The organism is Curtobacterium sp. VKM Ac-2865 (assembly GCF_015350905.1).
In the GTDB taxonomy this organism is placed as follows: Bacteria; Actinomycetota; Actinomycetes; order Actinomycetales; family Microbacteriaceae; genus Curtobacterium.
The window spans coordinates 1-14,188 of sequence record NZ_JADKRZ010000002.1 but is presented as its reverse complement, the minus strand read 5'-3'; the positions used below and the strand labels follow the sequence as shown (position 1 = coordinate 14,188).

Here is a 14,188-nt window from a genome sequence, read left to right as displayed (position 1 = left end):
CGCACCCGGCGTTCACCCGCCACCGCTAGGCTCGGTCCCGGCCGTTGTCTCGACATCGAGCGACCCTCGATGCTGAGCGCTGCGACCGGATGACCGATGCCGATCGCACGACACCGTGCGGGAAGAAGAACAGCGTGGATCTTTTCGAGTACCAGGCCAGGGACCTCTTCGAGTCCTACGGCGTCCCTGTGCTGCAGGGCATCATCGCCGACACTCCAGAGCAGGCGAAGGCAGCAGCCGAGCAGATCGGCGGCGTGGTCGTCGTCAAGGCGCAGGTGAAGGTCGGCGGCCGCGGCAAGGCCGGCGGCGTCAAGGTCGCGAAGACCCCGGACGAGGCCTTCGAGCACGCGCAGGCGATCCTCGGCCTCGACATCAAGGGCCACACCGTGCAGCGCGTCATGGTCGCCCAGGGCGCGGACATCGCCGAGGAGTTCTACTTCTCCGTGCTCCTCGACCGCGCCAACCGCTCCTACCTGTCGCTCGTGAGCGTCGAGGGCGGCATGGAGATCGAGCAGCTCGCGGTGGAGAAGCCCGAGGCGCTCGCCCGGGTCGAGGTCAACCCGCTGACCGGCATCAACCAGGAAGCGGGCGAGGCCATCGCGCGCCAGGCCGGCTTCCCCGAGGACCTCGTCATGCAGGTCGCGGGCGTCTTCGTCAAGCTCTACGACGTCTTCGCAGGCGAGGACGCCACCCTCGTCGAGGTCAACCCCCTCGTCCGCACGGGTGACGGCCAGATCGTCGCGCTCGACGGCAAGGTCACCCTCGACGAGAACGCCGACTTCCGGCACGAGAACCACAAGGCCCTCGAGGACACCGCCAGCGAGGACCCGCTCGAGGCCAAGGCGAAGGCCCACGGCCTGAACTACGTCAAGCTCGACGGCCAGGTCGGCGTCATCGGCAACGGTGCGGGGCTCGTCATGTCGACGCTCGACGTCGTCGCCTACGCCGGTGAGCGCCACGGCGGCGTGAAGCCCGCCAACTTCCTCGACATCGGCGGCGGCGCCTCCGCCGAGGTGATGGCCAACGGCCTCGACGTCATCCTCGGCGACCCGCAGGTCAAGAGCGTCTTCGTGAACGTCTTCGGCGGCATCACCGCCTGCGACGCCGTCGCGAACGGCATCGTCGCCGCGCTCGGCATCCTCGGCGACGCGGCCACCAAGCCGCTCGTCGTCCGCCTGGACGGCAACAACGTGGAAGAGGGCCGACGGATCCTGGCGGAGGCAGCGCACCCGCTCGTCACCGTCGCCGCGACCATGGACGACGCGGCCGAGAAGGCCGCCGAACTCGCCGCAGCCGCGGCCTGAAGGGACTGACCATGTCGATCTTCCTCACCAAGGACTCCAAGGTCATCGTCCAGGGCATCACCGGCGGCGAAGGCACCAAGCACACCGCCCTCATGCTCAAGGCCGGCACCCAGGTCGTCGGTGGCGTCAACGCCCGCAAGGCCGGCACGACCGTGACCCACGGCGACGTCGAGCTCCCCGTCTTCGGCTCCGTGCGCGAGGCCGTCGACACCACCGGTGCCGACGTCTCGATCGTCTTCGTCCCGCCGGCGTTCGCGAAGGACGCCGTGATGGAGGCCATCGACGCCGAGGTCCCCCTCGTCGTCGTCATCACCGAGGGCATCCCCGTGCAGGACTCCGCCGAGTTCTGGGCGCACGCCAAGGCCCTCGGGGAGAAGACCCGCATCATCGGGCCGAACTGCCCCGGCATCATCACCCCGGGGGAGTCGCTCGTCGGCATCACCCCGGCGACGATCACCGGCAAGGGCCCGATCGGCCTCGTCTCGAAGTCGGGCACCCTGACCTACCAGATGATGTACGAGCTGCGTGACCTGGGCTTCTCGACCGCCATCGGCATCGGCGGCGACCCGGTCGTCGGGACGACGCACATCGACGCGCTCGCCGCGTTCGAGGCCGACCCCGAGACCGAGGCCATCGTGATGATCGGCGAGATCGGCGGCGACGCCGAGGAGCGTGCGGCCGAGTACATCAAGGCGCACGTCACCAAGCCGGTCGTCGGCTACGTCGCGGGCTTCACCGCGCCGGAGGGCAAGACGATGGGGCACGCCGGCGCGATCGTGTCCGGTTCCGCCGGCACCGCCGAGGCGAAGAAGCAGGCCCTCGAGGCCGCGGGTGTCAAGGTCGGCAAGACGCCGTCCGAGACCGCCGCGCTGCTGCGCGAGGTGGTCGCCGCCAAGTAGCGGTGTGCGTCCCCACGGGGACTGCCGGGAGGCTCGGTGCCAGCTGGCACCGAGCCTCCCGTCGTTCCCGTGGCCGGACGGGCCGGACGGGCCGTCACCGCCCGGGTAGCGTCCTCGCCATGGGGATCAGGGTGCGTCGTCGTTCGTGGTCGTTCGTGGGGGCCCTGGCCGCCGCCGGTCTGGTGGTCGGCGGGGTGTTCGGTCTGGGACCAGGAGCCGACGCGCCTGCCGCCGCGGCACCGGCTGCACCCGGCTGCGACTACGCGGCGAGTGGGAGTGGCCGGTACGCGGACACGCTCTGCTGGCTCGACCTGTCCTCCGTCGACCCCGCGGCCGTGGGGAGCCCGCAGCCGCTGCGCCTCGACCTGCCCGGCGGCTACCGGTTGGCCGCCACGATGACGGTCACCGGGTACCCGGTCGCCGCCCAGGCCTTCCCGACCTGGGGTGGCGCCTACCTCGGCACCCGAGGCCACTACACCGGTGTCGACCCGACCATCCGCCCGGCGCTGTACCAGGCGGACCGCACCGGGACCACCGGCCGTGCGACGACCACCGCGACGCTCGCCGACATCGCCGTGACGGACGCTGCCGGACAGCCGGTGCAGGGGTGGTCCCTCGTCGGAGCGGACGCCGAGTCCACCGCGCGGGGCGAGTCGATCACGTGGACCTCGGACGCGCCGTTCACCTCGCTCACCACCCGGGCGGACGGCGGGGACGACCTCGGCAACGCCTGCGGAGCCGGCTTCACCGGGATCGGCACCACGACGGTGACCTGCACCGGCTCGGTCGACAGCCCCACCGGCACGGCGATCGTCGCGGCCGACACCCCGACGACCTTCACGCAGCGCATGGTCGGCGGTGGGCGCGAGGGGGTCGCGTTCGGCGTCCTCGTGTCCCGCGTGTCCGTCACGAAGCAGCTCGTCGGCGGCTTCGGCGGCGACGCGTTCTCCGTTGCCGTGTCCGACGCCGCCGGGCGACAGGTGGCGACGGCAGCGACCACGGGCAGCACCGACGGCTCCGCGACCACCGGTGACGTGACCGTGCTCGTGTCCGCCGACGGCAACCCGTTGACCTTCTCCGAGCGTCCGGTGGGGACGACCGACCCGAGCCGGTACGCAGCGCCGTCCTGGTCGTGCACGCGCACCGGCGGGAGCGGAGCGTTGCCCGAGGGCGACGCCGTCGGCACGCGTGCGGCGATCCCGGTGGGCGTCGGCGACGCCGTGCGGTGCACGGTGACGAACACGGCGCTGCCGACCGGCCTGACCTTGACGAAGCGGGCCGTCCCCGTCGACGCGGACGGCAACGGGCTGTTCGGTGCGGGTGACGCCGTCGGCTGGACCTTCACGGCCACCAACGCCGGGCAGGTGCCACTGACGTCCGTCGCCGTCGACGACCCCACCGCTGGCGCCGTCGTCTGCGAGTCGGACACGCTCGCCCCCGGGGACAGCACCACCTGCCGCACCACCACGCCCACCCCGGTGTCCGCCGCGGACGTGACCGCTGGTTCGGTCCGGAACACCGCGACGGCCTCCGCGGTCGTCTCCGGCACGACGACCGGCGTGACGTCGGCCGCCGCGACCGCCGAGGTCCCCGTCGAGCAGCCCGCCGTGACGGTGGCGGCCGAGGAGCCGGCGACGCCCGCGGCGGGAGCGACGACCGTGGACGTCCCCGTGACCGTGACGAACCCCGGCGACGTGCCACTCGTCGACGTCCAGGTCGACGTCCCCGGAGTCACTCCGACCCCGGTGCCCGACCTGGCTCCCGGCGAGGACACGACCGTGGTCGTCGCGGTGCCCGTCGACGAGCCACGCACGGTCGAGGTCGCGGTCGAAGCGACGCCCGACGGGGTGTTCGGTGCGTCGGACCCGGTGCAGGCGAGCGTCCAGGTGACCGTCCCTGCTGCCGTGCCGGCGCCCGGTGCCGGCACTCCGACTCCGACCGCCTCGCCGTCTCCGGCTCGACCGTCCCCGACGGCGCAGCCCGGTGCGGTTCCGCCTGCTGGTGGCGGAGCGGTGGGTGGTCCTGACGGCAGCCTGGCGTTCACCGGCGTGTCCGGGCTCCCGCTGGCCGGAGGTGCGGCCCTGCTGTTCCTGCTGACCGGCGGGGGACTGCTGTCCGCGCGACGGCTCCGGGCCCGACGATGACGGGGCACGCACGGCGGCGGCGCCGGTGACTCCCGGGGACTCGCGCTGCTGACTCTCCACAGGAGCCGCGCGGCATCGCCGACCTGCCCGGCGGGGCACGTATCCTCGCTGCGATGAACCGCCTGGGAACCGCTCTGCTCGCCGCCGTCGAGGCGCTCGTGACGGTCGGCGTGGGCGTCGGCATCGCGCTGGTGCCGCTCACGCTGCTCTGGGGGTTCGAGTACGGCCTGCAGGTCGACTGGGACGTCTTCTGGAAGGCCGCTGGCAGCGTGTGGCTCGTCGGGCACGGCGTCGACGTGACGTTCGTGCTGGGGTCGACGGTCGCGAAGGCCTCCGGGGTGAGCGGCGCCGCGGCCCCGATCCCGGTGACGCTCGCGGCGCTCGGCTTCGCGGTCGTGACGGTCTGGCTCGGCGCCCGGGCCGGCCGACGCTTCGCCGAGACGGAGCACCGCGTGACCGGGGTGCTCGTCGGCACGGCCGTGGTCGCCCTGCTCGGACTCGGACTGGCCCTGTCCTCGACCTCCGCCGCGACCCGGCCGAGCGTGTGGCAGGCGATCGTGTTCCCCGCGCTGTGGTTCGGGATCCCGGCGCTCGTCGCGGCCGAGGTCTGCCGCCGGCGCCGCGGGCTCGACCCCGACCCCGTCACGGCCCGCGTGCTCGACCAGCTCGACCGGGTTCCCGTCGTCTGGCGCGCGGTCGTCGGTTTCGGGCTCCGTGCCGGCACCACCGCCACCGCGTGCGTGGTGGCCGCGGCCGGGGTCCTGGTCGGCTTCCTGCTCCTCGGGTCCTTCGCCGAGGTCATCACGCTCTACGAACGCTCGCACGCCGGACTCCTCGGCGGCATCGCGCTGACCGTCGGGCAGCTCGCGTTCCTGCCGGACTTCGTCGGGTGGGCCACCGCGTGGCTCGTCGGTCCGGGCTTCGCCATCGGCACCGGGTCGAGCGTCTCGCCGATCGGCACCGCCCTCGGCCCGATCCCCGGCCTGCCCGTGTTCGGCGCGCTGCCGGCGTCCGGGCACACCTTCGGCCTGCTCTGGGTCCTCGTGCCGGTGCTGGCGGGCTTCGCGGCCGGCGGCCTCATGCGTCCGCGGCTCGTCCGCGCGCTCGGGTCCGCCGACAGCGCCCTGCACCGTGCACTCGCGGGTGTGGCCACCGGCATCGTCGCCGGGGTGCTGACGGGTGCGGTCGCGTGGGTGTCGTCCGGGTCGTTCGGACCCGGTCGTCTCGCCGACGTGGGACCCCACGCCCTGGTCGTCGGGGCCTTCGCCGCGCTCGAGGTCGGCGTGCCAGCGGTCGTCGCCCTCGCCGTCGGGCAGGACCTCGTCCGGCTGCCCGAGCGCTCCTGGACCCGCGAGCGCTGGCACGAGAGCGACGAGCCCGCGGACTCCACAGCAGAGGGCTCGCTCCTCGACGCCCTCGAGCGCGCCGGCGCCGGGCGCATCACCGACGTGCACCGCTTCGTGGTCGAGGAGGCGCACCACGCAGGCAGCGGGGCGGACGCACCACGAGCCTCCCGGCCGGAGCAGGACACGGACCACGACGTCGAGCTGCCGGACTGGGCGCGGACCGGCGGCGTCGCCGACGTCCCCGCGGACACGGCCGATCGCGCCGGGGGCATGCGTGACCGGCTCCGCGGTGCTGCCGACGGTGTGCGCGACCGTGCCGGCGGGCTCAAGCAGCGCGCGGGCGGGCTGCGGCAGCGAGCCGACGGCCTCGTGCAACGGGCCGACGGGCTGAAGAGCCGGGCGAACGGCCTGCGCGAGCGTGCTGGGGGCCTGCGCGACCGCGTGACCGGAGCCGATGCCGAACGCGTCGACAGTGCCCCGGACGACCGCCCGGACCGGCACCGCCCCGAGGCGCCCGAAGCGGCGGGGGCCCGTGACCAGCAGCCCGCGTTCCCCTGGAGCACCGAGGAGTTCGTCGCCGGACGCGACGACGTCGACGAGCAGGCGGCGACCCCGGCGACCCCGACGGCATCATCCGCTCCGACCCGTCCGACGAAGCGCTGGGACCAGACCGACCAGGTGCCGGACGAGGAGCTGCCCTGGTGGCGCCGTCCACAGGGCGACCGCTGACGGCGTCGCACGGCGCACCCCGCCGCTAGGCTGGTGGACGTGCTCGAACTGGTCGTCCTGATCTCCGGTGCCGGCTCGAACCTCCGGGCCCTGCTCGAGGCGACCCGGCACGCCGACTACCCCGCCCGCGTCGTCGCGATCGGTGCCGACCGCGACGCCGACGGACTCGGCCTGGGCGAGGAGTACTCGATCCCCACGTTCTCGGTGCCGTTCGCGCGGTACGACTCCCGCGCCGAGTGGGGCCAGGCGCTCGCCGAGCAGATCCGGCCCTGGTCGCCCGACCTCCTCGTGCTCTCGGGGTTGATGCGCCTGCTGCCCCCGTCCGTCGTGTCCGAGTTCGGCCCCGGGATCATCAACACCCACCCCGCGTACCTGCCCGAGTTCCCCGGGGCGCACGGTGTGCGGGACGCCCTCGCCGCGGGGGTCACCGAGACCGGCGCCAGCGTCATCAAGGTCGACGACGGCGTCGACAGCGGCCCGATCCTGGCCCAGGAGCGCGTCCCGGTGCTGCCGGGCGACTCCGAGTCGACGCTGCACGACCGCATCAAGCCGGTCGAGCGCCGCCTGCTCATCCAGACCATCCTCGACATCGCCACCGGCACCACCGACCTGAAGGGCACCACGAGCGCATGAGCGTGCACGCAGCCGACCCCAGCCTCTACCGCGACCGGGACGTCGTCCCCGTGCGGCGTGCCCTCATCTCCGTGAGCGACAAGTCCGGCCTGCTCGAGCTCGCCGGCGCCCTGGCCGACAGCGGCGTGGAGCTCGTGTCGACCGGGTCCACGGCGCAGACCATCCGCGACGCCGGCTACCCGGTCACCGACGTGGCGAGCGTGACCGGGTTCCCGGAGTCGCTCGACGGCCGTGTGAAGACCCTGCACCCCGCCGTGCACGCCGGGCTCCTCGCCGACCTGCGGCTCGAGTCGCACGAGCAGCAGCTCGCCGACCTCGGCATCGCGGCCTTCGAGCTCGTCGTGGTGAACCTGTACCCGTTCGTCGAGACGGTGGCGTCCGGTGCCGACACCGCGACGGTCGTCGAGAACGTCGACATCGGCGGCCCGGCGATGGTCCGCGCGTCCGCGAAGAACCACCCGAACGTCGCGATCGTCGTGTCGCCGTCGTCCTACGCCGAGGTGGTCGAGGCCGTCCGCGCCGGTGGCACCACGCTCGCGCTGCGCAAGCGCCTCGCCGCGCAGGCCTTCGCGCACACGGCCGCGTACGACACCGCCGTGGCGTCGTACTTCGCGTCCGACGTGGTCGAGGGCGAGTCGATCGGACACGACCTCGAGACGCCCGGGTCGTTCGAGTCGCACCTGTCGTTCGGCGCCGACCTCGCGGCGACGCTCCGCTACGGCGAGAACGCCCACCAGGCCGCTGCGCTCTACACGCAGGCCGGTGGCACAGGCATCGCGCAGGCGACGCAGCTGCACGGCAAGGAGATGTCGTACAACAACTACGTCGACGCCGACGCGGCCGTCCGAGCCGCGTTCGACTTCGCCGAGCCGGCCGTGGCGATCATCAAGCACGCCAACCCCTGCGGCATCGCGGTGGGGGCTGCTGACGCGGTCGACCCGATCGCCTCCGCGCACGCCGCCGCCCACGCCTGCGACCCGCTGTCGGCGTTCGGCGGGGTCATCGCCGCCAACCGTCCCGTCACCGTGGCGATGGCCGAGACCGTGAAGGACATCTTCACCGAGGTCGTCGTCGCCCCGGGCTTCGACCCCGAGGCGCTCGAGATCCTGTCGCGGAAGAAGAACATCCGCCTGCTCACGCTGCCCGCCGACTTCGCCCTGGCTCCGCGCGAGGTCAAGCAGATCTCCGGTGGCTTCCTCGTGCAGGACGCCGACCGCTTCACGGCCTTCGACCAGTCCACGTGGGACCTCGTCGCGGGGGAGCCCGCCGACGATGCCACCCTGGCGGACCTCGCCTTCGCGTGGAAGGCGAGCCGCGCGGTGAAGTCGAACGGCATCCTGCTCGCGAACGCCGGCGCGAGCGTCGGGGTCGGCATGGGCCAGGTCAACCGCGTCGACTCCTGCCACCTCGCGGTGAACCGGGCCGGTGACCGTGCTGCCGGGTCGGTCGCGGCCTCGGACGCGTTCTTCCCGTTCGCGGACGGCCTGCAGGTGCTGCTCGACGCCGGGGTCCGCGCGGTCGCGCAGCCCGGCGGCAGCGTCCGCGACGAAGAAGTGATCGCCGCGGCCTCGGCTGCCGGCGTCACCATGTACTTCACCGGGGAGCGGCACTTCTTCCACTGAAGTGAACAAATCGTGGCACCCCATTGCGCTGCGGAGTCCCTCTGAATATCCTGTAAGGCTCCGCGACAGCACCGCCGACGGCCCCCAGGGGTCGGTGGCACCGCGGACACAACGGTGACGATGACGACGACTGGAGTGACGATGGACGACATGACCCGATCCGAGGCGACGCCCGCCCGTGCAGGTCTGGCGTCCGCCGTGGGGACCACTCCCGCACGTGGGACCACTCCCGCGCCGCGACGACGAGTGGCGGCCGCCGTCTAGTCAGGCCGTTCCCACGGCCGCGCGTCGCTGCAACCACGACGACGCGTACCACCCGCAGGATCCCCGAGGGACGACGAGTCCCCCGGTGCCCTCCGGCCCGACCGACGTCACACGCGTGACGGCGGAGGCGCGACCACGCGCCCGGCCGATGATGACCACGCAACGCACACCGAGCCTCCAGGCCGGTGCCGGACCGGCGACGCCCCCACCAGGGCGGCGCTCGGACGGCCCGACCCGGGGTACCCGGCTGACGCATGAGGACGCAACGCATGTCCAAGTCGCCCACCACGGCGCGCCCGTCCACCTTCCGCGCGATCGCGCGGATCCACCCCTACGTGAAGCCCTACCAGGGCCGCATCATCGCCGGCATGGCCGCCGCGATGGGTGCCTCCCTGGTGGCGCTCGCCATCCCCTACGTGCTGCAGTGGCTCGTCGACGGCCCGATGTCGTCGAAGGACTCGTCGCAGATCTGGCCCGCCGGGCTCGGTGTGCTCGCCCTCGGTGTGCTCGAGGCCTTCTTCATCGCCTCGCGCCGCCGGCTGGTGATGCGTCCGTCGACCCGCATCGAGACCAGCATGCGGAACTCGCTGTACGCCAAGCTGCAGGACCTGCCGGTCGCGTTCCACGACCGGTGGGAGTCCGGGCAGCTGCTGTCCCGGTCCGTGTCCGACCTGTCCCTGATCCGGCGGTGGCTGGCGTTCGGCGTCGTGCTGCTCGTCGTGAACCTCGTGACGATCGTCGTCGGGTTCGTCGTGCTGTTCACCTTCGGGTGGCTGCTCGGCCTGATCTTCCTGATCGCGTCGATCCCGCTGTGGATCAACGGGCTGCTGTTCGAACGTCGGTACTCCGTCGTCGCGCGCCGCAGCCAGGACCAGGTCGGTGACCTCGCGACGAGCGTCGAGCAGTCGGTGCACGGCATCCGCGTGCTCAAGGCGTTCGGTCGTGGCGGCTACAAGCTCGAGGAGTTCAGCGAGCAGGCCGAGGCCCTCCGCGGCACCGAGATCAAGAAGGCGAAGGCCGTCGCGAGCATCTGGCTGTGGCTGCTGCTCGTGCCGGACGTCGCGTTCGCGCTCTGCCTGCTCGCCGGCATCTGGCTGGCGTCGCAGGGCGAGATGACCGTCGGCCAGCTGTTCGCGTTCTTCGCCACCGCGACGGTGCTCCGCTTCCCGATCGAGTCGATCGGCTTCCTGCTCTCGATGACGTTCGACACGCGCACCGCGGTCGACCGCTTCTTCGAGGTCATGGACTCCGAGAACACGATCACGGACCCCGAGCACCCGAAGACGATCGCCGAGCCGCACGGGGCACTCGCCTTCAACGGCGTGCACTTCCGCTACCAGGACTCCGCCGCGCAGTACCCGGACCTGATCAACGGGGTCGAACTGCGGCTCGAGCCCGGCGAGACGATGGCACTGGTCGGTCTGACCGGCTGCGGCAAGACCACGCTGCTCTCGCTCGTGCCCCGGCTGTACGACGTGACCGGCGGCTCGGTCACGATCGACGGCGTCGACATCCGCGACCTCACCCGCGAGGAACTGCGGCGCCACGTCGGCGTCGCCTTCGAGGACGCCACGCTGTTCTCGACGACCGTGCGGCAGAACGTGCTGCTCGGTCGCCCGGACGTGACGGGTGACGAGGCCGAGGCGCTGATGCGCGAGGCGCTCGACATCGCGCAGGCGTCCTTCGTGGACGACCTGCCCGACGGCGTCGACACCCGCGTCGGGGAAGAGGGCCTGTCCCTCTCCGGCGGGCAGCGGCAGCGGCTGGCGCTCGCCCGTGCGATCGCCGCGCGGCCCTCGGTGCTCGTCCTCGACGACCCGCTGTCGGCGCTCGACGTCGACACCGAGGCCCGGGTCGAGGCCGGCCTGCGCCGGGTCCTCGCCGAGACGACGTCGCTCATCGTGGCGCACCGTCCGTCGACGGTCACGCTCGCGGACCGCGTCGCGCTCATGGAGAACGGCGTCATCACGGCCGTCGGCACCCACTCGGAGCTGATGGCCACGAACGACCACTACCGCTACGTCATCTCGTCGCTCGACGACGACGACGCGACCGCACGAGAGGAGGCGATGGCATGAGCCAGCAGACTGATCAGAACCTGCCTGGAGGCACGGCTGCCGTCGACGACACCACGGAGGCCTCGCAGACTTCCGCACCGGTGACCGCATCCATCACCACGCTCGGGGTGCGCGGCGAGGAGCGCGAGGACTTCACCAAGGCGGAGAGCAAGCGCCTGCGGCGCCGGTCCCTCGCCCTGCTCGGGTCCCTCGCCGCACCGCTGAAGGCGCGCCTGGTCCTGCTTGGGGTCGTCGTGGTCGTCTCGACCGCCGGCACCGTCGCCGGTCCGGCGCTCATCGCGTGGGGCATCGACAACGCCCTGCCGGCGGTCCTGGACCAGAACGACTGGGTGCCGGCGTTCGCGGTCGTGGCGACGTACATCGTCGTCGCGGTCCTCGGTGCCGTCCTGACCGCGTGGTACACCGTGCTCGCGGCCCGGATCAGCCAGGCGATCCTGTTCGACCTGCGCAAGCGGGTGTTCCTGCACACGCAGCGGCTGTCGCTCGAGTTCCACGAGACCTACACGTCCGGTCGGATCATCTCGCGCCAGACGAGTGACCTGGACTCCATCCGCGAGCTCCTCGACTCCGGGCTGAACCAGCTCATCCAGGGCGTGCTCTACATGGCATTCACCGCGGTGGCGCTCGTGGTACTCGACCCGACCTCGGGCCTGGTGCTCGCGGTGTCACTCGTGCCGCTGTGGTTCCTGATCCGCTGGTTCCAGACGAACTCGCAGACGCTGTTCCGTGCCACCCGGGTGGCCTCGGCGCGCGTCATCGTGCACTTCGTCGAGACCATGACGGGCATCCGCGCGGTGCAGGCCTTCCGCAAGGAGTCCCGCAACCGGGACGAGTACGGCGGGTTCGTCGAGGACTACCGGGTCTCGAACACGAAGGTGTTCAACCTGTTCGGGACCTTCGACCCGGTGCTCGTGCTCATCGGCAACGCCACGCTCGCCGCGGTCGTCATCGTCGGTGGCTTCCGGGTCGTCGGCGGGACGCTCGAGGTCGGTGCGCTGCTCGCGGTCGCGCTGTACGCCAAGCGCTTCTTCGACCCGGCGCAGGAACTCGCGATGTTCTACAACGGGTACCAGTCGGCCTCGGCCGCGATGGAGAAGATCTCCGGCGTGCTCGAGGAACGTCCGAGCGTGCCGGACCCCGCGAAGCCGACCAAGCTGGCCGACGCCCGCGGCAAGATGGACTTCGACGACGTCGTGTTCGCCTACAACAAGGGCAAGGTCGTGCTGCCGGCGTTCGACCTGCACATCCCGTCCGGGCAGACGATCGCGCTGGTCGGGTCGACGGGTGCGGGCAAGTCGACGCTCGCCAAGCTCATGGCGCGCTTCTACGACCCGACCCAGGGCTCGGTGCAGCTCGACGGCGTGGACCTGCGTGACCTCGACACGAACGACATGCGCCGCGCGATCGTCATGGTCACACAAGAGGCCTACTTGTTCTCCGGCACCGTCGCGGACAACATCGCGCTCGGCAAGCCCGGGGCGTCGCGGGCCGAGATCGAGTCCTCTGCCAAGGCGGTCGGCGCACACGAGTTCATCATGGCGCTGCCCGACGGGTACGACACCGACGTGAACAAGCGCGGCGGTCGTGTGTCCGCGGGCCAGCGCCAGCTGCTCTCGTTCGCGCGGGCGTTCATCGCGGACCCGAAGGTGCTCATCCTCGACGAGGCCACAGCGTCGCTCGACATCCCGTCGGAGCGGCTGGTGCAGGAGGGCCTCGAGACCCTGCTCGCCGACCGCACCGCCGTGATCATCGCGCACCGGCTGTCCACCGTCGCGATCGCCCACCGGGTGCTCGTGATGGAGCACGGGATGATCGTCGAGGACGGCACGCCGGCCGACCTCATCGCGGGCACGGGGCGCTTCGCCCAGCTGCACGCGGCCTGGCGCGACTCGCTCGTGTAGGGCCCGACGGTGATCCCTCGTGGATCGCGCCCCGCTCCGCACATCGCGCCCCGTCCTGACGGGGCGCGATGTGCGTGCGGGGGCGCGAACCCCTCATCCGCACGTGGTTGGGTTGGCGCATGAGTGACGACAGCCCGCAGCCCGGCGGTGTGGCCCTCCGGGACCCCTTCGTCGGTGCGCCCTTCACCGAGGCGCTCCGGCGCTTCTGGCGGAAGTACACCGTGTTCACCGGACGGGCCTCGCGCTCGGAGTTCTGGTGGTGGTGGATCACGTCGCTGGGGATCGGCCTGGTGCTGCAGCTCGTGCCGCAGGCGTTCACGCCCGACAGCCCGCTGCTGGAGAACCCGGTCGGGTCCTACCTGTTCGTGCTGTGGGTCGTCGTGACGCTGGTCGGGTCCCTCGCGCTCGGCGCCCGTCGGCTGCACGACACGAACCGCTCCGGCTTCTGGCAGTTCCTCCACGTCGTGCCCGGCATCGGGTCGCTCGTGCTGTTCGTGATGTTCCTGCTGCCGTCGAACCCGACGGGCACCCGCTTCGACGCCTGACACCTGTGCGCGGCTCGTCGCCGGCAGCTCCCGTGGAGTCGGTCGTTCCGCGCGTCTCAAGTCCTTTCGCGCGTGGCGGGTCCTTTCGCGCGTCGGGGGTCGTTCGTTCCGACCTCCGACGCGCGATTCCACTTCCCATCGCGGGTGACGTGGGTCGGTCCGCGCGTGGTGGGTCGTTCGTCCGGTGCCCCGGTCGGCGGCTGGGGTGGTCTGTCGCGAGCGGGGTGACGGATCTGGTTCGGGAATCTCGGGCGGAGAGAACCGGATCCGTCATCGACGTGGAGGGAAACCGTCGTCCGGGGGACCGCGGTGCGCCGGACCCGTGGCGTCGGGACGCTGTGGGGTGGGGGGACGCAGAGAACGCCGCCCCCGGGGAGGGGACGGCGTTCTCGGTGGTGGTGCTGTGCGGGTGATCCCGCGGGGGTGTTACTTGATCTGGGCGGTGATCGTGGCGGTGCCGACGAGGAGGCCTACCTTGACGGCGTCGGTCTTGAAGGTGCTGTTGAGCAGCTTCGCGGCGTCGGCGGAGACGTGGACGGTGGTGCCGGTCAGGATCGCGTTGTCACCCTCGAGCTGCAGGGCCTTCAGCGAACCACCGTGGAGGGAGAACAGGTACGCGTTCGGCGCGGCGACTTCACCGTTGACCAGGACGTCGCCGTAGAGCTTGGAGGAGCCGGGGTTCACGACGAAGTTCTCCAGCGTGACGGTGGTGTCGCCGGCCTT

9 protein-coding genes and 1 pseudogene are annotated in these 14,188 nt (G+C 71.9%); 9 read left to right on the top strand and 1 reads right to left on the bottom strand.

What is annotated here, in order from left to right; translation table 11 throughout:
- Positions 1-134 precede the first annotated feature (134 nt).
- The 9 genes from sucC (at position 135) to ITJ54_RS05000 (ending at position 13,465) form a co-directional block, all read left to right on the top strand.
- A complete protein-coding gene (gene sucC / locus ITJ54_RS05040) occupies positions 135-1,304 on the top strand; it encodes an ADP-forming succinate--CoA ligase subunit beta (RefSeq protein ID WP_194626267.1) in 1,170 nt (389 codons plus the stop codon).
- An 11-nt stretch (positions 1,305-1,315) separates the two neighbouring features.
- Positions 1,316-2,203 carry a succinate--CoA ligase subunit alpha gene (gene sucD, locus ITJ54_RS05035; RefSeq protein WP_194626265.1) on the top strand — a complete coding sequence of 296 codons (888 nt, stop codon included), beginning with the start codon at positions 1,316-1,318 and terminating at the stop codon, positions 2,201-2,203.
- A 119-nt stretch (positions 2,204-2,322) separates the two neighbouring features.
- On the top strand, positions 2,323-4,347 hold the full coding sequence (locus ITJ54_RS05030) for a CshA/CshB family fibrillar adhesin-related protein (RefSeq protein ID WP_194626263.1): 2,025 nt from the start codon (positions 2,323-2,325) through the stop codon (positions 4,345-4,347).
- Positions 4,348-4,460: 113 nt separating this feature from the next.
- Positions 4,461-6,422, top strand: coding sequence for a DUF6350 family protein (locus ITJ54_RS05025; RefSeq protein ID WP_194626261.1), 1,962 nt, complete (start codon positions 4,461-4,463; stop codon positions 6,420-6,422).
- Between the two features lie 39 nt (positions 6,423-6,461).
- Positions 6,462-7,055, top strand: a complete 594-nt coding sequence (gene purN, locus ITJ54_RS05020) for a phosphoribosylglycinamide formyltransferase (protein WP_194626259.1) — start codon at positions 6,462-6,464, stop codon at positions 7,053-7,055.
- Complete coding sequence (gene purH / locus ITJ54_RS05015) at positions 7,052-8,677, top strand: bifunctional phosphoribosylaminoimidazolecarboxamide formyltransferase/IMP cyclohydrolase (RefSeq protein ID WP_194626257.1); 1,626 nt, start codon at positions 7,052-7,054, stop codon at positions 8,675-8,677. The genes purN and purH overlap by 4 nt, the downstream gene beginning before the upstream one ends.
- 533 nt (positions 8,678-9,210) lie before the next feature.
- Positions 9,211-11,019 carry an ABC transporter ATP-binding protein gene (locus ITJ54_RS05010; RefSeq protein ID WP_194626255.1) on the top strand — a complete coding sequence of 603 codons (1,809 nt, stop codon included), beginning with the start codon at positions 9,211-9,213 and terminating at the stop codon, positions 11,017-11,019.
- A gap of 92 nt (positions 11,020-11,111) precedes the next feature.
- Entirely contained in the window at positions 11,112-12,920 is a 1,809-nt protein-coding gene (locus ITJ54_RS05005; RefSeq protein ID WP_194627332.1) for an ABC transporter ATP-binding protein, read from the top strand.
- Positions 12,921-13,039: 119 nt separating this feature from the next.
- Positions 13,040-13,465, top strand: coding sequence for a DUF805 domain-containing protein (locus ITJ54_RS05000; protein WP_194626253.1), 426 nt, complete (start codon positions 13,040-13,042; stop codon positions 13,463-13,465).
- Between the two features lie 426 nt (positions 13,466-13,891).
- Here the strand turns inward: ITJ54_RS05000 and ITJ54_RS04995 are convergent.
- Positions 13,892-14,188 (bottom strand): annotated as a pseudogene (locus ITJ54_RS04995) (hypothetical protein); the annotation flags it as partial.